At 65.8% G+C, this 20384-nt stretch carries 13 protein-coding genes and 4 pseudogenes; 3 read left to right on the top strand and 14 right to left on the bottom strand.

Annotated features, from left to right (window positions below; genetic code table 11):
- Window positions 1-131: 131 nt before the first annotated feature.
- The 11 genes and pseudogenes from IPK20_04025 to IPK20_03975 all read right to left on the bottom strand — a co-directional run bounded on the left by IPK20_04025 (window position 132) and on the right by IPK20_03975 (window position 13309).
- Window positions 132-710 carry an Hpt domain-containing protein gene (locus IPK20_04025; GenBank protein ID MBK8015955.1) on the bottom strand — a complete coding sequence of 193 codons (579 nt, stop codon included), beginning with the start codon at window positions 708-710 and terminating at the stop codon, window positions 132-134.
- 348 nt (window positions 711-1058) lie between these two features.
- Window positions 1059-1502 (bottom strand): annotated as a pseudogene (locus IPK20_04020) (hybrid sensor histidine kinase/response regulator).
- A gap of 39 nt (window positions 1503-1541) precedes the next feature.
- Window positions 1542-1898, bottom strand: a pseudogene (locus IPK20_04015) (hybrid sensor histidine kinase/response regulator).
- 143 nt (window positions 1899-2041) lie between these two features.
- Window positions 2042-4396 (bottom strand): PAS domain S-box protein, encoded by a 2355-nt coding sequence (locus tag IPK20_04010; GenBank protein ID MBK8015954.1) that lies wholly within the window; start codon window positions 4394-4396, stop codon window positions 2042-2044.
- Window positions 4397-4624: 228 nt separating this feature from the next.
- A pseudogene (locus tag IPK20_04005) lies at window positions 4625-5772 on the bottom strand (AMP-binding protein).
- A gap of 123 nt (window positions 5773-5895) precedes the next feature.
- Window positions 5896-6690 (bottom strand): ABC transporter ATP-binding protein, encoded by a 795-nt coding sequence (locus IPK20_04000; GenBank protein MBK8015953.1) that lies wholly within the window; start codon window positions 6688-6690, stop codon window positions 5896-5898.
- Window positions 6691-6779: 89 nt separating this feature from the next.
- Window positions 6780-8108 carry an ABC transporter substrate-binding protein gene (locus IPK20_03995; GenBank protein MBK8015952.1) on the bottom strand — a complete coding sequence of 443 codons (1329 nt, stop codon included), beginning with the start codon at window positions 8106-8108 and terminating at the stop codon, window positions 6780-6782.
- A gap of 129 nt (window positions 8109-8237) precedes the next feature.
- Window positions 8238-9314 (bottom strand): branched-chain amino acid ABC transporter permease, encoded by a 1077-nt coding sequence (locus tag IPK20_03990; GenBank protein MBK8015951.1) that lies wholly within the window; start codon window positions 9312-9314, stop codon window positions 8238-8240.
- Between the two features lie 173 nt (window positions 9315-9487).
- Window positions 9488-10384, bottom strand: a complete 897-nt coding sequence (locus IPK20_03985) for a branched-chain amino acid ABC transporter permease (protein MBK8015950.1) — start codon at window positions 10382-10384, stop codon at window positions 9488-9490.
- A gap of 142 nt (window positions 10385-10526) precedes the next feature.
- Window positions 10527-11327 carry an ABC transporter ATP-binding protein gene (locus tag IPK20_03980; protein ID MBK8015949.1) on the bottom strand — a complete coding sequence of 267 codons (801 nt, stop codon included), beginning with the start codon at window positions 11325-11327 and terminating at the stop codon, window positions 10527-10529.
- Entirely contained in the window at window positions 11327-13309 is a 1983-nt protein-coding gene (locus tag IPK20_03975; protein ID MBK8015948.1) for an AMP-binding protein, read from the bottom strand. Before IPK20_03975 ends, IPK20_03980 begins: the two co-directional genes overlap by 1 nt.
- Window positions 13310-13432: 123 nt before the next feature.
- On the opposite strand from IPK20_03975, the pseudogene IPK20_03970 reads away from it, so the two are divergent.
- The 3 genes and pseudogenes from IPK20_03970 to IPK20_03960 all read left to right on the top strand — a co-directional run bounded on the left by IPK20_03970 (window position 13433) and on the right by IPK20_03960 (window position 15665).
- Window positions 13433-14108: pseudogene (locus IPK20_03970) on the top strand (Crp/Fnr family transcriptional regulator).
- Window positions 14109-14112: 4 nt separating this feature from the next.
- Entirely contained in the window at window positions 14113-15081 is a 969-nt protein-coding gene (locus IPK20_03965) for an alpha/beta fold hydrolase (protein ID MBK8015947.1), read from the top strand.
- Window positions 15082-15425: 344 nt separating this feature from the next.
- Window positions 15426-15665: a hypothetical protein gene (locus IPK20_03960; protein MBK8015946.1), complete on the top strand. Its 240-nt coding sequence runs from the start codon at window positions 15426-15428 to the stop codon at window positions 15663-15665.
- 48 nt (window positions 15666-15713) lie between these two features.
- On the opposite strand, the gene IPK20_03955 is transcribed toward IPK20_03960, so the two are convergent.
- From IPK20_03955 to IPK20_03945, 3 genes are read right to left on the bottom strand one after another with little or no spacing between them, the layout of a single operon-like run.
- Window positions 15714-16895 carry an efflux RND transporter periplasmic adaptor subunit gene (locus IPK20_03955; protein MBK8015945.1) on the bottom strand — a complete coding sequence of 394 codons (1182 nt, stop codon included), beginning with the start codon at window positions 16893-16895 and terminating at the stop codon, window positions 15714-15716.
- Window positions 16896-16900: 5 nt separating this feature from the next.
- The gene (locus tag IPK20_03950; protein MBK8015944.1) at window positions 16901-17194 is read right to left on the bottom strand and encodes an efflux RND transporter permease subunit; all 294 of its coding nucleotides are present in this window, start codon (window positions 17192-17194) and stop codon (window positions 16901-16903) included.
- Between the two features lie 18 nt (window positions 17195-17212).
- A complete protein-coding gene (locus tag IPK20_03945) occupies window positions 17213-20161 on the bottom strand; it encodes an efflux RND transporter permease subunit (GenBank protein MBK8015943.1) in 2949 nt (982 codons plus the stop codon).
- Window positions 20162-20384 lie beyond the last annotated feature (223 nt).

The following is a 20384-nucleotide window of genomic DNA, read 5'->3' as shown; positions in this document are numbered from 1 at the left end:
TGGTTCAGCCCGGCGCGTCTCGCCACGACGGGTCTGTGACCGGAGTGTGCCTCGAGACGGTCCTTTCGCGAAGAAGGAAGGAAGCCCGCGGCGATGGCGGAACCGGTCAGGAATTCGGACTTTCGCCGCGCTCAGGCCCGGGCAGTCCGCAACGGTACGGCGACGGCGTCCAGATGTTCCCGGATGCCGGCCACGACCCTTGCCAGTTCTTCATCCAGGGCCTGCACGGCGTCGTCCACGGCCAAGAGGGAGCCCTCGTCGCGCAATGCTTCTTCCAGCGTCGAGGCAAGCTCGAGCAGCCGGTGGGCGCCGATGAATCCCGAGATACCCTTCAGGGAATGCGCCCAGCGGCGCGCATCATCCCGATCGCCACTTTGGAGCCTCTCTCTCAGCACCGATGCATCGCTGGCCCCGTTCGTCACGAAACTGCGAAGGCGGCGTTCGAACTCGCCCTTGTTGTTGCGGGCGAACCGCAGTCCCGTGGCGATGTCGATTCCCGGAAGTGAAGAGGCCTCCGGAACTGCGGAAACCGCCGGGCGCGTCATGACGACCGTTCCGCTGTCCCGGTCCGGATCGGCCACCAGGCCCTTCGCCAGCCATTCCAGCACCGTGCCGAACAGCACGGCCGGATCCACGGGCTTGCCCAGGTAGCCGTTCATTCCGGCATCCAGGCACATCCTGCGGTCGTCTTCGAACGCGTTGGCGGTCATGGCGATGATGGGAAGCTGCTCCCGTCCGGGAATACCGCGGATGGCCCGGGTCGCGGCCAGTCCGTCCATGCGTGGCATCTGCATGTCCATGAGCACCAGGCCGTACCGGCGATCCCGGACCTTCGCCACCGCTTCCTCGCCGTCGGAGGCCACATCCACGGTCAGTCCGGTCTCCGCCAGGAGTTCCAGAGCGACTTCCTGGTTGATCGGGTTGTCCTCGGCCAGGAGGATTCGAACGCCGCGGTACCGCGCCATGAGCACGTCTTCCGGCCGAGCGTCCGGATCGGCGCCTGCAGCGTCCTGGACGGTTCCGGCGTGACGGTCGAGCGATTCGCCCGAGATCCTCCCCAGCCGGGCGGTGAACCAGAAGGTGCTGCCTTCGCCCAGTTTCGATTCCACCCCGACGTTGCCGCCCATGAGATTCGCCAGCCGCCGGCTGATCGCGAGTCCGAGTCCCGTACCGCCGTATTCGCGGGTTGTCGACGCATCCGCCTGGACGAAATCGGCGAACAGCCGGTCGCGCTGCTCGGATGACAGGCCGATGCCCGTGTCGCTCACGGCGAACGACATCACCGTCTGCTCGTCCAGTTCCTCGACCACCGACACCGCGATGGTGATCCGGCCCTGGTGCGTGAACTTGATCGCATTGCTGAGGTAGTTGAGGAGGATCTGCCGCAGGCGCGTCTCGTCCCCGCGGAAGGTACGCGCAAGTTCGGCCGGCAGTTCGACGCTCAGCATGAGCCCCTTGTCCTCGACACGCTGGGCTATCAGCGCCTGCACGTTGTCGAGCATCTTCCGCAGGTCGATCACGCCCTCTTCCAGGACCAGTTTGCCCGCTTCGATCTTCGACAGGTCGAGGATGTCGTTGATGATCGCCAGCAGATGGTTCGCGGCGCCTGCGACCTTCTGCAGCTTCTCCCTGGGCGCCGGGCCCTGGACGTCGCGCTGCAACAGATGCGTGAGGCCGATGATGGCGTTCATCGGCGTGCGGATCTCGTGGCTCATGTTCGCGAGGAACGTGCTCTTGGCGCGGTTCGCGGTCTCGGCTTCCAGCGCGCGCGTTTCGAGCGCGGCATTCAACGCCGCGATCTGCCGTTCGCGCGCCTTCCGTTCGCTGTTGTCGAACACGGTCGTGCGGGTTCCGACCAGCTTGCCGCTCGCGTCCCTGACCGCGCTCGCGCTCAGCATCACGGGGAAGCGGAATCCGTCCTTGCGCAGGAATTCGTACTCCAGATTGAACACGTCTCCCGCGGCCTTGAAGCGCTCGAAGTTCTCTTCGAATCTCGAGCGGTCGTCGGGAACCAGAACGTCGGTGAACCGGAGCCGTCCGATCACTTCGGATCTCGAGTACCCGAGCCAGGAAAGCTCGGTGTCGTTGATGGCAATGAAGCGCGCGTCGGCGTTGAGCGAGTGATATCCGCACGGCGCGTTGTTGTACAGATCGGCGACTTCTGCCGCCCGCTTGGAGAGATCGTTGTTCGCCTGGTGCAGCTGCACGGTGCGTTCCTCGACCAGCTCCTCCAGATGGTGGCGGTGCCGTTCCAGTTCCTTCTCGTTGCGGCGGCGTTCGGTGATGTCCAGCACGAACACCAGGATCTGCGGGCCTTCATCGAAGCCCGCCCCTGGCCCATGCGTCTGACGACGGGGGCTGCCGTGAATTCGCTGCGCAGTTGCGAATGCGCGGCGGCGTGAGTGTCCGGGACCAGCTGCTCGATGCTGGAGCCCACGAGTTCGCCCGGGGCGTAACCGAAGATGTGTTCCGTCTCCGCGTTGGCCAGCGTGATCGTCCCGGAGCGGTCCACCAGCAGGAGTCCGGTCGGAGCGGAATGCACGACCATGCGGAACCGCTGTTCGCTGCTGCGCACGGCTGCGTCGGCCCTCACTCTGTCGGTGATGTCGGCGTGTGCCACGACCGCACCCCCACCGGATACGGACAGGGGTGTGACGGTCATCACGTACGAATGCTCGGAGCTTGGCGAGGGGCAGACGTACTCCATCTGGAAACCCTGGGAAACACCGCTCAGGACCGATCGCAGGCCGTCGACGATGGCCGCCGCGTCGTTCGGCCGTCCGGCGGCGAAGGCGCGGCAGAGCACCGGATAGTTGCTGCCCACCCCGGGCCGGATGGGACAGACGCCGTCCTCCCCGGCGTTCTCCCGCGCGAACCGCTGCCACGCGTCGTTGACGCTCACGATGACACCGTTGCGGTCCAGCACCGCGATCTGGGCATGCATGGAATTGAGCACGGCCCGGTTGGAGGCTTCGCTGTCGCGCAGCTTCACCTCGGCCACCTTGCGCTCGGTCGCGTCCTGGCCGACGCCGATCATGCGCCGTGCCTTTCCCGCCTCGTCGTAGACGCCGCGGCCGAAGTCGGCGATCCAGCGGATTTCGCCACCCGGGCGGACCACCCGGTATTCCGCGCTGAAGTCGGTCCTGGACTCCAGGGCGCTTTTCATCCGCTCGATCACCCAGCCGGCATCGTCCGGATGGATGAGCCGCGCGAATTCGTCGAAGTCGCCGCCATAATTCTCGAGACCGACCATGGCGAGCGCCTCCGGCGAGGCCGTCGCCTTGTTCGTCTCGAGGTCCCATTCCCAGACGCCCATTCCCGACGACGAGAGCGCCATTGCCAGCCGTTCCTCGCTGGCACGCAGCGAATCCTGCTCGCGCCGCCGGTCGGTGATGTCCGTGACGAAACCGTGCCACACGATGCTGGCGTCGGGCTGGGCGACAGGCAGGGAGTACCCGTCTATCCAGCGCTCTCCGCGGTCCGGATGGTGGTAGCGGAACTCGTCGCGCCACGGAGTCATCGTCTGCGCCGACTGGCGGATGCTCTCGTTGACGTGTCCCATGTCGTCGGCGTGGACGCGCGCGAACAGCGGTCCCGCATCCTCGGCGACCTCTTCGGCGTGCAAGCCGTAGAGATTGAAGAACTGCGGGCTTGCATAGGGAAACGATGCCTTGCCGGAGGCATCGAGCCGGAAGGAACACAGCACGCCGGGCACCGCCTGGGCGATCCGCTCCAGCTGCTCTTGCAGCGTCACCCGCTCCCTCAAGCCGGCTTCCGCCCGGTGGAACGCCGTGACATCCCGGGCGGCGCCGAGAACGCCTTTCAGACGGCCCGAGGCATCGAACACCGGCGTCTTGATGGTTTCAAACAGCACCGCGCCGTCGCCTTCGCCCATCCATTCGCGGACCATGAAGGTCTGGCCGCTTCGCACGGCTTCGAGATCGCTCCGCCGGAACTGGTCGGCGATCTCGGGGCTCAGGAAATCGGCATCGGTCCGGCCGATGATGCGGGTCTCCGGGACTCCCAGTACCGATTCGACGGAACGATTGCAGGCGAGATAGACACCTTCCGGGCTCTTGAACCAGACCGGTTCCGGGATCGTTCGAAAGAGGATCCGTTGCTCTTCCTGGCTGGCCGCGATACGCCTGGCCATGTTCCTTACGAGGACAGCCAGCATCACGGTCGTGACGAGCACGAACAGCCACCCCTTGAGGGTCTGCACGACGACGTGAGCGTGGGGATCCGTCACGAGCCGTTCGACCACCCAGTCACTGGCAAAAATCCATGTGGCCGCGACGACCGCGTAGATCGCCGCGATGCGGCGGGCTTCGGATGCGGGACTGATCGATTCGGGCCGATGCGTTGGCGGCGCATGGCCGGTCTGATTTGCGCTCAAGACGGGTTCCTGGGTCTGTGAGGCTGCTGCTGGGGGCGAAACTGTCCTGCCAGACGAGGGCCGCCATGCTTGCTGTCGAGGATGACAGATCGGCCCGCAGGGGAAAAGCTTTATGGCGCGGCAGGGAAATTTCTTGCCGACGCGGGGTCGGTCCGGCGGGCTGGACAGGGTCTGCCGAACACAGAGGGTGCGGCCCCGAAGCGGGCCGCTGTGCTGGGGACGCCTGTGTCAGTCGTACCGGCGGCGATCCTCGATCACCTTGCCGTCGTTGGGCAGGGTGCCCGGCGCCGCCACCTGCACGTCGCCGCGCAGTTTGCAGACGTCGCGGAGGGTGGACTCGACTGCTGCCACGAGCGGTGCGGCCGCGGAAGGCGATTCGCAATGCAGCGTCATCACGTCGTTGGTGCCTGCGTCGTGCGAGACGACGAGACGGGCGCGGACGATCTCCGGATGCCGGCGGACGATCTCGGCCACCTGGGACGGATGCACGAACATCCCTTTCACCTTGGTCGTCTGATCCGCGCGCCCCATCCACCCCTTGATCCGCATGCTGGTGCGCCCGCACGGGCTCGCTCCGGGCAGCACGGCCGACAGGTCGCCGGTCGCGAACCGGATGAGCGGATACTCGGGCGTGAGCGCCGTGACCACGACTTCGCCCACTTCGCCGTCCGGCACCGGATCGCCCGTCCCCGGCCGGACGATCTCGACGATCACGCCTTCGTCCACCACCAGACCTTCGCGGGCCTCGGTCTCGTACGCGACCAGTCCCAGATCCGCCGTGCCGTAGCTCTGGTACCCCGCGATGCCCCGGTCGGCGAGGAGCTGGCGCACCGGTGGCAGGAACGCCTCTCCACTCACGGCCGCCCGCTTGAGGCTGGAGACGTCGGCCTTCATCTCGTCGGCCTTCTCGAGAATGATGCGCAGGAACGACGGCGTGCCCGTATAGCAGACCGGCTTCAGGTCGGCGATGGCCTGGACCTGCAATTCCGTCTGACCCACCCCTGCCGGAAACACGGGGCAGCCGATGGCCTGGGCAGCGAGATCCATCATGAATCCGGCCGGGGTGAAGTGGTACGAGAACGTGTTGTGCACCAGGTCGCCTTCACGAAAACCTGCCGCGTACAGGGCACGCGCGAATCCCCAGTAGTCCTTCTTGTCGCCCTGCGGGTCGTAGATCGGTCCGGGAGAGGCGAACACGCGCGCCAGGCGCGACATCGGAGTCGCGGTGAGGCCTCCGAACGGCATGTCGGCCTTCTGCAACGCCATGAGATCGGACTTCTCTTCGCATTCTCCAGCTGGTCGCGGAGCTGCTTGAAAAGTGCCCGCTCGCGGACCTCGGGTGGGCGGGTTTCCAGATCGTCCAGATGGCGGCTCATGGGGATGCGTCCTGAAGTGGGCCTGCTAGGGGTGGCGAGTCGGTCTTGCCGTCAGCTCCCACCGGGAATCACGCGCGGAGGCCGGCCCAGCGGTGCAGTGAAAAAGGGAGACACCGCGGACTTTCACGCCAACCAGCGCTTGCGGCGACGATAGTGCTTCGCTTCGCGGAAGCTCTTGCGGCCGGACGAGGACAGGCCCAGGTAGAACTCCTTGACGTCCTCGTTGCTGCGCAGGTCCTGGGCGTCGCCTTCCATCACGACACGCCCGTTCTCGAGGATGTAGCCGTAGTCCGCGTAACGCAGCGCCACCATCGTGTTCTGCTCGGCGAGGAGGAAGCTCACGTTCTCGCGCGCGTTCAGGCCCTTCACGATCTCGAAGATCTCCTCGACCACCTGCGGGGCGAGGCCCATGGAGGGTTCGTCCAGGAGAATCATGCTGGGGCGCGCCATCAGAGCGCGACCCACGGCGGTCATCTGCTGTTCCCCCCCGGAGGTGTATCCCGCCTGGCTCTTGCGGCGCACCTTGAGCCGGGGGAAGTACGTGTACACCTTCTCGAGATCGGCGGCGATTTCGCCCCGCGAACCGGAACGCGTGAAGGCGCCGGTGAGCAGGTTCTCCTCCACGGTCAGGTGCTGAAAGCAGTGGCGTCCTTCCATCACCTGCACGACTCCCCGCCGCACGAGTTCCGAGGGGCTCAGCTGGTCGATGCGCTCGCTCCGGTACTCGATGGATCCCTTGGTCACGTCGCCGCGTTCCGAGCGCAGCAGGTTGGAGATCGCCTTCAGCGTCGTCGTCTTGCCCGCGCCGTTCGCGCCCAGCAGCGCCACGATCCTGCCCTCCGGGACGGTCAGTGACACGCCCTTGAGGACCAGGATCACGTGGTCGTAGATGACTTCGATGTTGTTGATGGAAAGCACGGTGCGATCTTCCGGTCAGATAAGGTACCGGGCGGCCTGCCCCCCTGCGGCCTCCAGCGGGAGAGCCGCATCGCGCGCCGCCGTGGTGCTCAGAGACATGCCGGTTTGAAACCCTTCTCGGCCGCGTACTTCGCCGCGGAATCCTCGATCATCTTGCGCACCATCGCGGCGTCTCCCTTCATCCAGTCGGACACCGCTTTCCATTCCGTGCCGGACCATTGCTGGAACCGGACCTGTCCGGATCCGCCGTGGTCCTGGCAGGTCACCTTGATGGGCGGCAGCATCGTGTTGAATCCGAGCGACTTGAGGCGGCCTGCGTTGATGTCCAGATTCTCGATGCCCCAGCGGACCTGTTCGCCGCTCACCGGCTTCTTGCCGAACTTCTCCTGCGCCTTGCGGACGGCCTCGACCGTGAACATGCCGGCCGCGACGCCCCGGTTCCACAGCACGGTGCCGATCAGCTTGGGGTTGCCGTTGCCCTTGCCCTTGCCGTAGACGACCTTCTCGATCTCCTGCACTACGGGGAAACCCTTGCCGCCCAGATTCAGGCTTGCGGCGTAGTAACCGGTGGCGGCAGGACCGGCGGCTTCGGTGTCGATCTCGGATCCCGCCCACCAGTTGCCCACGATCTTCTCGCGGGGGAAGCCCACTTTCTGCGCGGTCTGCAGCGAGGTGGCCGTCATCACGCCCCACCCCCAAAGCACGACCCAGTCGGGACGGTACTGCCGGATCTGCAGCCACTGGGACTGCTGCTCGTTGCCGGGATGGGGCACCGGGATCATCTTGAGCTCGAAACCCAGCTTCTTCGCTTCGGCTTCCATGACCGCGTGCGGCTCCTTGCCATAGGCCGAATCGTGGTACAGAAGCACGATCTTCTTGCCCTTCAGGCTCGCGTCGGATCCGCCTTCCTTGTCGCGGATGAAGCGCACGATGCCGGTCGCGGCATCCCAGTAGTTCGACATCAGCGGGAACACCCACGGAAAGACGCGGCCATCGGTGGCGTCCGTACGGCCATAGCCGAACGTGATGAGCGGGATCTTGTCTGTCGGCGCCTTGTCGATGAGGGCGTAGGTGATGCCGGTGGACATGGGATGGATCGCCGTGGGACCCGTGGCCGTCTTGGTCTTGAGGCGCTCGTAGCACTCGACGCCCTTGGCGTTGTTGTACTCGGTCTCGCACTCCTCCCACGACAGCTTTACGCCGTTCACCCCGCCGTCGCGCTCGTTCACGAGCTGGAGGTAGTCGATGAACCCGCCGAAGAACGCCGCGCCGTTGGCGCCGTAGGGCCCGACCCGGTATCCCGTGATGCCGATGAACTGGGTCCCGGCCTGCTGCGCCAGGGACGGAACTGCTGCCGCGGCGCAAGCCAGGCCTGCGATCAGACCGGCCAGAGTCTTCTTCCAATCCATGATCCTCATCCTCCTTCAGGAATGTTTGCAGGAACGCCCGTCTCGAACGGACCCTGTTGTCCTAAACGATCCTCTGCCCTTCGTCCGTTGACGCCGATCGGCCTACAGTGCCAGCCCCCGTCCGGGGCCGGGTCCGCGTCAGTGCGGGAACGGCCACAGCCGCAACTTCTCCTTGCCGATCTGCCACAGCCGCGCCAGTCCGTGGGGCTCGACCACGAGGAAGAAGACGATGAGCCCGCCGAACACGACCAGCTGCGCCATCGAGGTCATCCCCGACGGCAGATTCAGTTCCAGCGCCGCCGCGCCTTCGGTGAGCGCCACGTCCAGCAGGATGGGCAGGAGCGTGATGAAGGCGGCGCCCAGGAACGATCCCATGATGCTGCCGACACCGCCGATGATGACCATGAACAGGATGCGGAACGACAGATCGAGATTGAACCCGTCGGGCTCCACGTTGCCCAGGTAGGCGAACGCGTACAGGGCTCCGGCCACGCCGCAATAGAAGGAGCTCACGGCGAATGCGACGAGCTTCGTGCGCATGATGCGGATGCCGATCACCTCTGCGGCGACGTCCATGTCCCGCACGGCCATCCACGCCCTGCCGATGGAACTGCGCACGAGATTCTTCGCGGCCAGCGCCATCAGGGAGACCACGGCCAGGACCAGCAGGTACTTCGCCTCGGGTGTCGCGAATTCGTATCCCGCGATCACGACCGGCTGCGCGGCGATGACCCCCGAGGCGCTGTAGTTCGAGAACCAGCCCACCTTCACCAGGAGCCACGGAACGAAGAACTGGGCGGCGAGCGTGGCGACCGCGAGATAGAACCCCTTGATCCGCAGGCTCGGCAGGCCGAAGAGCACGCCGACCATCGCGGCCGTGACGCCGCCCAGCGCGAAGGACACGAGGATGGGAATGCCCGGAACGCGGAGCTGGAAGTTGTACGCCGCCACCGCGCCCACTGCCATGAACGCTGCGGTCCCCAGCGACAACTGCCCTGCGTAGCCGGTGAGGATGTTGAGACCCAGGGTCGCCAGCGAGAACACGAGGAAGGGGATGAGGATCGCGGTGAGCCAGTAGCCGCTCGCCACGAGCGGCACGGCGACGAGTGCGACGGCCAGCAGGAGCAGCACGCCGATCCTGTCCTGCAGGATCGGAAAGAGCTGCTGGTCGGCAGCGTAGCTGGTCTTGAACTGGCCGGATTCTCTGTAGAACATCGGTCGTCGTCCCTAATCCCCGGTCCCGGGCCCCGAAGGGAGTCCGGTCGCAGCCGAAGGCTGCGGACACTGTTCTCCACGGCCCCCCATGCGCACGGCTGCCGTCCCGCGGTTCCGCTGTTCGGGACTGGGGTCCAGGGTCTCGGGTCCAGGGTCTCGGGTCTGGTACACGTCTATACCCTGTCGATGTGCCGTTCCCCGAACATCCCTTCGGGACGCACGAGCAGGAACAGCAGCGCGAGCACATAGGCGAACCATCCCTCGATGCCGCCGCCGATCATGGGACCGAGATACACCTCGGCCAGCTTCTCGGCGGCGCCGATGATGAGGCCGCCCACGATCGCGCCCAGCACGGATTCGAAACCGCCCAGGATCAGCACGGGCAGCGCCTTCAGCGCCACGAAAGTGAGAGCGAACTGCACGCCGTTTCTCGCGCCCCACATCAATCCCGCCACGAGTGCCACGAAGCCGGCCACGGACCAGACGATCGCCCAGATCTGCTTCAACGGGATGCCCACCGCGAGGGCTGCCTGGTGATCGTCGGCCACGGCGCGCAGCGCGCGTCCGATGCGGGTCTTGTTGAAGAACACCGCCAGCACGCCGACCAGAACGCCCGCGACCAGCGCGGCGATGAGATCGAACTTGCTCACGAGAAGGTTGAAGCGCTCCATCACCGACTCGATCGGCTCGTCCTCGATGCCCAGGTCAAGACGCCGGACCTCCGTTCCCCAGATGATCTGCGCCATGCCCTCGATGAAGAAGGCGAGTCCGATCGTCGCCATGAACAGCGTGATCTGCGGCTGATTCACCAGGGGCCGCAGCACCACCTTCTCGATGGCGATGCCCAGCCCGATCATCACTCCCAGCGTGAGGAGGAACACGGCCCATCCCGGCAGCCCGAACTTCTCCTGCAGGCCGACGTACGTCAGTGCCGCGAAGAAGACCATGGCGCCCTGGGCGAAATTGAATACGCCCGAGGCCTTGTAGATCAGCACGAATCCCAGCGCCACGAGCGAGTACATCACGCCCGCGAGCAGGCCGCCGATCAGCACCTCGAAGAAGAACTGGATGTTCAAGCAAGCCTCGGGGAAAGCAATGCGCGCGGGCGATCCGCCGGATCGATCCGCAACCGCTGCGTACACGGGGCACAGGCCGGAGCGGCTGCCGCTGCGCAGCGAACGGTTGCGACGAAGAGGGTCGTGGCAGCAACCATCAGTGGGTCACTCCCAGATACGCGTCGATCACCGCCTGGTTGCCGCGCACGTCCTGCGGCGTGCCGTCGCCGATCTTCTTGCCGTAGTCCAGCACGACGACCCGGTCGGAGATGTCCATGACCACGCCCATGTCGTGCTCGATCAGGACGATGGTCGTGCCGAACTCGTCGTTCACGTCGAGGATGAAGCGGCACATGTCCTGTTTCTCCTCGATGTTCATGCCGGCCATGGGCTCGTCCAGCAGCAGCAGCCGGGGTTCCGCGGCAAGCGCCCTGCCCAGCTCCACGCGCTTCTGCACGCCGTACGGCAGCCGGCCCACGGGCGTCTTGCGGACCGGTTCGATCTGCAGGAAGTCGATGATCCGCTCCACCTGCTCGCGGTGCTCGAGTTCCTCGCGCCGGTTCGGCCCCACGTACAGCGCCTGCAGCAGCAGATTCGTGCGCATGCGCAGATTGCGGCCGGTCATGATGTTGTCCAGCACACTCATGCCCTTGAACAGCGCGATGTTCTGGAAGGTGCGGGCGATGCCCATTGACGCCGCCTTGTGCGGAGCCATGCGCTGGAACGTCTGCCCGTCGAAGCGGATGGTGCCCTGCTGCGGCCGGTAGACGCCGTTGATGCAGTTCAGCATGGAACTCTTGCCGGCGCCGTTCGGCCCGATGATGGCGCGGATCTCGTGCGCCCGCACGTCGAAGCTGATGTCGGTGAGCGCCTTCACGCCGCCGAACGCGAGCGAGATGTTCTGCACGGAGAGAATGGGCCCGCCGATGCGCCGGCCCGGGTGGTGCGCGTGTTCCATCACGCGGCCTTCCGCGGACTGCCGGCCGCATCGAACACGCGGGCCTCGGCGATCCTGATGTCTGCCCGCAGCGTGCCCTTGCGCCCGTCCTCGAACTTCACCTCCGCCTCGATCTCGCAGTGGTGATCGTCGCCATAGAGGGCGTCCACCAGCGTCTGGTACTTCTCGGCGATGAACCCGCGCCGCACCTTGCGCGTGCGCGTGAGTTCGCCGTCGTCCGCATCCAGTTCCTTGTGCAGGATGAGGAAGCGCCGGACCTGCGAACCGCTCAGCTGTGCGTCGTGGGCCAGGTCGGCGTTGACCTTCTCCACGCACTCCTGGATGAGCGCGTACACCTGATCCTTCTGCGCGAGATCGGTGTAGCCCGAATACGCGATGCCGCGGCGTTCCGCCCAGTTGCCCACCGAACCGAGATCCACGTTGATGAATGCGCAGCACCGGTCGCGTCCATGGCCGAAGGCGACGGCTTCCTTCACGTGCGGGAAGAACTTCAGCTTGTTCTCGATGTACTGGGGCGCGAACAGCGTTCCGTCGGAGAGCCGGCCCACGTCCTTGGCACGGTCGATGATCTTGAGGTGGCCGTCGTCGTCGAAGAAGCCGGCGTCTCCCGTGAGAAACCAGCCATCCGGCGAGATGGATTCCGCCGTGGCGTCGGGACGCTTGAAGTACTCCTTGAGCATTCCGGGCGTGCGCACCTGCACCTCGCCGCTGTCCGCGATGCGGATCTGGACGCCCGGCAGCGGCTTGCCGACCGTGTCGAGCTTCACCTCGCCGTTGGGCTGCTTGCAGACGTAGACGCTCGTCTCGGTCTGCCCGTACAGCTGCTTGAGGTTGATTCCCAGCGAGCGGTAGAAGTCGAACAGGTCGGGACCGATCGCCGCGCCGCCGGTGTAGGCGACGCGGATGCGCGACATGCCCAGCACGTTGCGCAGTGGCCCGTAGATCGAAAGATCTCCCAGCAGGTAGAGCAGCCGGTCGGAAAAGGGCACCTCCGCGGCCCTGCCGTCCAGGATCTTCGCTCCGCACCGGCGCGCGACGGCCATGAAATACGCGAAGAGCCGCTGCTTGAACGGCGCGGCGTCTTCCATCCGGATCATCACCTGGGTGAGCAGGTTCTCGAACACGCGCGGGGGTGCGAAGTAGTACGTCGGGCCGATCTCCCGCAGATCGGTCATCACGGTCTCGCTGGACTCCGGGCAGTTCACGCAAAAACCCGCGACCAGCGCCTGGGCGTACGAGAACAGGTGATCGCCCACCCACGCCATGGGCAGGTACGAAAGGATCTCGTCGTCCGGGCCGAAGCCATCGAAGGCGATGTCCCCGCGCGACGCGGCGATCAGCGACCCGTGGGTCTGGCACACCCCCTTGGGGCTTCCCGTCGTGCCGGAGGTGTACAGCATCACCGCGATGTCGTCGCTGCGGCCCTTCGCGATCTCCGCGTCCAGGAATTCAGGATGCGCTGCGCCGTATTCGCGGCCCTTGGTCTGGAGCGTGTCGAAGGAAAGCAGTTGCCGCTCGGTGTAATTGCGAAGGCCGCGCGTGTCGTCGTAGACGATGTGGCGCAGCCTGCCCGAGGCGGGCAGGATCTCCAGCAGCTTGTCCACCTGCTCCTGGTCTTCCACGACCGCGAACTCGATCTGCGCGTTGTCCAGCACGAACAGCATTTCCTGCGCGACCGCGTCCTGGTAGAGGGGAACGGGAATCCCGCCCAGACACTGCGCCGCCATCATCGTCCAGTACAGGCGGGGCCGGTTGTCGCCAATGACTGCGATGGTCTGTCCGCGTTGAAATCCCAGCGCCGCGAGTCCGCAGGCGATCGAGCGCACCTGGTCGGCCACCTGCGACCAGGTCCACGACAGCCAGATGCCGAGGTCCTTCTCGCGTATGGCCGTGCGCCCGCCTCGCAGACGGGCATGCTCGAGCAGCAGGCGCGGAAACGTTTCCTCGGGCCCGGCGCAGGCCGGTGAGGTGGAAGCGGACAAGCGAAACTCCTCCCTTGGATGTGGGGACGCTTCCGGTAGCTCTCTGGCAGGACAGGTCCGGAAATCGGTGACCGAGGGTAGCAAAGTCGGGCAGACTTAGGTTGTCAACACGACGACAATCTCATGAGCCCAGCCGATTCGCTTCGCCTGCACGCCCGCTGGATGGATGTTCTGACACCGGAGCAGGTGCGCCGCGTGGAGAGCGATATTGCGACGCAACAGGTTGCGTCCGGCGGATCGGTGGTGCGCAAGGGCGAGGAGGTCGAGCACTGGATCGGAGTGCTGGGCGGGCTCGTCAAGCTTTCCAGCACCGCCGCGGATGGCCGCACGATGACCTTCACCGGCGTTCCGCCGGGCGGGTGGTTCGGCGAAGGCTCGCTCCTCAAGCACGAGACCCGCAAGTACGACGGCGTCGCGCTGTCCGCCTGCACCATTGCCCGGCTGCCGCGCGACGACGTTCGAATGGCTGCTGGATTCCAGCATTCCGTTCAACCGCTATCTTCTGGTCCAGTTGAACGAGCGGCTGGCGCAGTTCATCGGGATGGTCGAATACGAAAGGCTGCTGGACCCCGACGCCCGCATGGCGCGCACCATCGCGGACCTCTTCAATCCGACGCTCTATCCGGGCAACGGACCGCGGCTCGCCATCTCCCAGGCCGAACTGGCCCTTCTGGTCGGCGTTTCGCGGCAACGGGCCAACCAATCGCTGGGGACGCTGGAGCAGGCGGGGCTCCTGCGCGTGGAATACGGAGGCATCACGGTGACCGATCCTGCGGGGCTGCGACGCTATGGCGTCTGAACGAGTGAACGAAAGGAGAAGCGAAGGGCACGGCCGGGCGCGGCCGGGCACCGGCATTCGAGCCTGGCTTGCAGCGGTCGCGGCGATCGTGTCCCTGCCCTGCGCGGCGTTCGCGGGCATGTCACACCGGGTGGAATCGTCCGCAGGACCTCTGCATGTCTGGGAAAAATGCACCGCACCCTGTGCCGATCGGCCGGTGGTGGTCCTCGCCCACGGCTCCGGCTCGTCCGGCAGGGAGAGCTTCGACCTGCAGGTGAAGGACACGGCCGGCGTCAGCCTCATGGACGTGCTGGCCGACGCAGGCTACGACGTGTTCGCACCCGATGTGCGCGGGTTCGGGCGCTCGGCCCGGCCGGCCGAAGGTGTGACGACCGCACAGGCGGCGGAGGATCTCCACACGGTCGTCGAGCACGTCCGGCGGCTGCGCGGCGTCGGGCGCGTTGCCGTGGTCGCGTGGTCCTGGGGAACGCAGTACGCCGGACTGTTCGTCGCAGCGCATCCGGACAGCGTGGCTCGATTCGTCAGCTACGCGCAGATGCATGCGGACAGTCCCGACCTCGTCCGCCGCAGGGCAGGCATTGATGCGTTCCGGGCAAGTCCCTATCGCACCATCGCGCCGGGCGCGTGGACCGGCCGGTTCCATTCGCAGACACCGGACGGATGCACGGATCCCGCCGTGCAAGCGGCGTTCGCGCAAGCGGCCGCTCAGGCGGAGCCGCAGACCCCGAATGGCCCTCAGGTGGACATGGCGACCCGCATGCCGATGGTCGATCCGCGCCAGCTTGCGGTGCCGGTACTGATCATTCACGGCCAGTTCGACGACGTCGCGGACGTTCCGGGTCTGATTCCCTTCTTTTCGCTGCTGCCCCACCCGGAAAAGCGGTATGTCGTCGTTCCGGACGGCGGGCACATGCTGCACTTGCAGCAAGGGCGGTTCGTGTTTCATCGGGCCTTGCTGGACTTCCTCCGCTGACATCCCGCCGGCCGGCTCCTCCGGCCGGCGTCTATGTGCATTGTGCTATTGGGTCCCAGCACGTTTGCTGCTGACAATGCCACTCAGTGACGCATGGGCGCGCACCCGCGTCACCGGATCTGCAGACGGCATGCGGTCTCCCGATCCGGAAGTCTCTCTGAAATGAAGATTTCTGCGCGGCGGGAGGCCCCTGGCACACATCCGGCTCTCGTCGGAGTACGTAAAGGAGACCACAGGGCGTCACGAATCACGATCGGGCGTCACACAGAACCGCTACAACGCGGTTGCGAGCGACGGCCCAGGCGGAAATTCGCCGGACGGCCTGCAGAACGAGGAGTGGAAACATGAGCGAGAACCAGCTGTTGTTGGCGGCCGCCCTGGCCGGTGTGGCCACCGTGCATCTCGGCGGCGCGGGAGCCGGACCCTATCTGCAACAGGGTGCCGAGGCGACCGTCGGTGCGCTGGCCAGCGAGAGCGGTGCCACGGACATGGCGATGACGCTTCCGGAAGCGGCCACGACCGACGCCTGGCGCAAGATCCTGCTTCGCACGCTGCCCGATCTGGACGACACCGCGGCGTCCTGAACAGGGAACGGCCGGTGGCCCGGACAGGCGGGCGCCGGTCCAGCCGGTCTACTTGGCGGGTGACTTTCCGGGTTCAGGCGCGGCCGACTTGGCCGGCGCCCCTGCCCCGGGCGAACCAGGAGGCTGCTGGGGATCGACCTTCCCTCCGTCCGCCAGGCTGGCGGGCGGGCTCACGATGACCGGAGTGCCTTCCTCCAGCCCGCTGGCGATCCTGAGCACCTTGCCGTCCGTGCCCGCGATCGCAATGGGCACAAAATGGGCTGTCTTGCTGCCGTCCACGGTCGCGACCCAGGTCTTCTTGTCGCGCGTGACGAGGGCGCCCGCCGGCACTTCGATATAGGACGTCGCCGGTATCAGCACCGCCACGTTGACGAAGCTCCCCGGTACGAAGTCGCCGTTCGCGTTGTCGAATTCCACCTCCGTGCGCCGCGTCCGTGTGCGCGCGTCCAATTCTCCCGACACCCGCGTCACCTTGCCCTGGACCTTCCGCTCGGGCGCGGACGCATCGACGATCTCCACTTCCAGGCCGGGCTTGACGGAAGGCGCGTCGGCCTGCTCCGCGAACACCGTCACCTTGAGACGAGAGGCGTCGGCGATGGTGACCAACGGCAGCGCTGCCGTCTGGTTTGCCGCGGCGTTCGTCACCATGGCGCCCACGTCGGCATAGCGATTGACGACCACGCCGCTGAAGGGCGCCTTCACCAGCCGATAGCCGCCGAGAGTGCGCAGCTCCGATATCTGCGAGCGGGCGACGCGCACGTCGTTCTCGGCGTTGTCCGACGCCTGTTGCGAAAAGAATCCGGCCTGGGTCAGCTCACGCGTGCGCTGGGCAAGGCGCACCTTGTTCTCCAGCCCGGTCGCGATGGTGGCGATCTGGGCGTCGATCTCCGGCGCCTGGATCTCCGCGATGAGCTGCCCGGCCTTGACCACGTCGCCGACGTCCACGGTGATCCGGGAGAGATAGCCGCTCACCTTGCTGAAGACGGTGGTGGATTGATAGGGAAGCGCCTCGCCGACCAGGTTCAGCTTTCTGACGTTGGGGCCGCGCTGAGCCTTGGCGACCGTCACGCTCGGACCGGCGGCCAGTTGCGCAACCCGGACCTTTGCTTGTTCCTGTTCCGCGGCTTCCTGGCCCTTGAAATATTTCCAGGTGAACAGGCCGGCGCCGCCGATCAAGACGGCGCCGATCACGTAGAAGGCAGCGAACGAGCGTTGCTGGAAGCCCGACATGGCTCTTACTCCGGAATGACTTCGCCGCGGGATTCGCGCTCGAAGCGGTCGTCCAGCGCGTGCAGGGTGGGCATGCGCCGGCGCATCAGTGTGTAGACGACGGGAACGACGAACAGTGTCGACACGGTGGCAAGGACGAGACCGCCGATGACGGCACGGCCCAGCGGCGCGTTCTGCTCGCCCGCCTCGCCCAGCCCCATGGCCATGGGAATCATGCCGATGATCATCGCGGCGGCCGTCATCAGTACGGGGCGCAGCCGTGTCTTGCCGGCCTCGATGGCCGCGGAGATCACGTTCACCCCCGGGTGCTCGACGCGTTAGTCGTTGGCGAAGCTGACGACCAGGATCGAGTTGGACACACCGATGCCCACCGCCATGATCGCTCCCATGAGCGACATCACGTTGAGCGTGGTGCCCGTGACGACCAGCATCCACAGGATGCCGATCAGCGCACCCGGCACGGCCATCATGATGATGAAGGGGTCCGTCCATGACTGGAACAGCATCACCAGCAGCGCGTAGACGAGGATGACCGCCAGCACGAGGCCCAGCAGCAGGCTCTCGAAGGAAGACATCATCACCTCGTACTGGCCGCGCGTGACGATCTTGGCCGTCTTGGGGAAGTTCTTCTCCGAAGTGATCTCGGCGATCTTCTTCTGGATGGCCTTCACCGTGCTGCCGAGATCGCGCCCGTCCACGTTCGCCGCAATGTCGATCACGCGCTGGACGGTGTAGTGGGAAACCGACTGATAGCTCAGTTCGGGTTTCACCGAGGCCACGTTGCCGAGCGCCACGACAGGAGCGCCCGGAACGTCGCCGAGCCGGCGCTCGCGGGAAGGCACGGCGATGGAACTCACGACCGGCGTGATGGGCGTCGCCATCAGGGCTTCCACGCTCGAGATGCGTTCCGGCGGCGTCTGGACGGATACCGTGTAGTTCACGCCGTTGGGGTTCAGAAAATACGAGGGGCTGATGATCGCGCTGGAAGACAGGCTCACCAGGGCGCTCGTCGCCACGTCTCGCTGGGTGAGGCCCATGCGGGCGGCGCGCATCCGGTCCACGTCCACCTTGAGCGCGGGATAGTTGAGCACCTGCATCTGGCGGACGTCGACCGCGCCGGGCGTTTCCTCGATCGCGCGCTTCACGCGCGAGGCGTAGCCCTGGGCACGCTCGAAGTTCGCATCCTGGACCTGGATGTCGATGGGCGCCGGCAGGCCGAAGTTGAGCACCTGCGAGACGATGTCGGCGTTCTGGAAGTAGAAGTCGGAGCCGGGGAACTTCGGCGGAATCTGACGCCGGATCTCGCGCATGTAGTGCTCGACCGGCTTGTGGGGCGCCTTGAGCAGGATCACGATCTCGGCGTCCATGCCGCTCACGTTGTCCGTGGGCACCAGCGCCAGATTGAAGAAGATGGGCACGCCTACCATGTCGTGGATGCGATCGAGTTCCTTCTCCGGAACCAGCTTGCGGATCTCGTCCTGCACCTGGAGGACCAACTTCTCGGATTCCTCGATCCGGGTGCCGATGGGTGCGCGGAAGTGCAGCTTCATGATGCCCACGTCCGGCGTGGGGAAGAAATCGGTGCCCGTCACTTTCACCAGGGCAAGACTCAATCCGCCGAACACCACGACGATCGCCATCATGAACAGGCGGTGGCTCATCACCATGGTGAGGATGCCGCCGTAGAACGATGTCAGACCGTCGATGATGCGGTCGCGGCCCGCGTTGAAGCGCGCGAACCAGCCCCGGCCGCCCTGCTCGTGATCCACGTGCTCGTGCACCAGCAGCAGCCGGGACAGCATCGGCACCAGGGTGAACGACAGGATGTACGACGCGAGCAGCGAGAACACCACCGAGAGCGCCAGGGGCACGAACAGATACTTGGACGCGCCGTAGAGGAACGACACCGGGAAGAACACGATGCAGATGGCCAGCGTGGCCATGGTCCGGGGGAGCGCCACCTCGCGCGAGCCGTCCAGGATGGCGACCATCAGCGGCTGTCCGAGGGAGCGGTGCCGATGGATGTTCTCCACCGCCACCGTGGCATCGTCGACCAGGATGCCCGTGGCCAGGGCCAGGCCGCCCAGGGTCATGAGGTTGATCGTGTTGCCGGTGAGGTAGAGCAGGATCACCCCCGCGAACATCGCGCAGGGAATGGACGTGATCACGACGATCGTGTTTCGCCAGCTGCCCAGGAACAGCAGGATCATCAACGAGACGAGTACGGAGGCCAGCACGGCTTCGTAAGTCACGTTCCGGATGGCGGCGCGCACGAACTTGGACTGGTCCACGTCCAGAGAGAGCTCCATGTCCTCCAGACCTGCTGCGTTGGCGCCTGCCTTGATTTCGCCGAGCAGTTCCCGCACGCCATCCACCACCTTCAGGCTGGAGGCATCCGCATGCTTCAGGATCGTGAGGTAGGTGGCGCGGCGGCCGTCGACGTGGACGATGTTGTTCTGGACCGCAAAGCCGTCCTCCACCTTGGCCACGTCGCCGACCGACACGGGAACCCGGCCCATCACCTTGAGCGGAATCCTGTTGAAGTCGTCCACCGTGGCCGGGCTCGAATTCATGAGCACGTTGTAGTCGATGCTGCCGATTCGGGCCGTGCCCGACGGGATGAGCAGGTTGTAGTTCTGGATGGCCTGGACCACGTCGTTGGGCGACACGCCCTTGGCGGTCATCAGCGTGGGATTCAGGTCGACCGAGATCTGCCGCAGCCGGCCGCCGAAGGGCGCGGGCACCTGGAGGCCGGGAATCGTGAAGAGCTTCACGCGCACGAAGTTGAACGCGTGGTCGAACATGCGACCCTCGGGCAAGGTCTTGCTCGAGAACGTCAGATTGACGATGGGCACCGTTGCCGGGTTGTACCGGACGATCACGGGCGGAGAGATGCCCGGCGGCAGGATGCGCAGGACGGTGCCGTTGATGGCGTTGATCTGGGCGATGGCCGCGCCGATGTCCATTCCGGGATGGAAGAACACCTTCACCATGCCCACGCCGGGAATGCAGGAGGACTCGATGCGCTCGATGCCCGATACCGTGGTCGAGTAGGCGCGCTCGGAGATGATGACGACCCGCCGTTCCATCTCCTCGGCCGAGAGGCCGCTGTACTGCCAGCCCACGAACACGACGGGGATGTCGATCTTCGGGAAGAAGTCGACGATCATCCGGGTGGCGGCCAGGACTCCCAGCAACAGCACGAGCAGGGACAGCACCGCCACCGTGTACGGCCGGCGCAGGGCCAGCCGCACGAGTTCCATCATGGAACGAACCCCTTCCTAATCTGCGTCGGCCTCCCGGTGCTGCAGCGCATGCCGACGAACATTCGTGATTCTTGTTGTGGTCCCGGCCGAGCCGAGGCGCGGAATGATAGCGGCCATGGTGCGGCGCGTCACCCCTGGCAATGCAGGAGCGGATCCCCGCGCCGGCGAACGTCCGTGGGGCGAACCGGGGAAGGTCCGGACCTGCGTGGGAAAGGGGGGGATC

Source organism: Betaproteobacteria bacterium, from assembly GCA_016713305.1.
Taxonomy (GTDB): domain Bacteria; phylum Pseudomonadota; class Gammaproteobacteria; order Burkholderiales.
The sequence above is the reverse complement of the archived record's forward strand: the minus strand, read 5'-3'. Positions and strand labels throughout refer to the sequence as shown.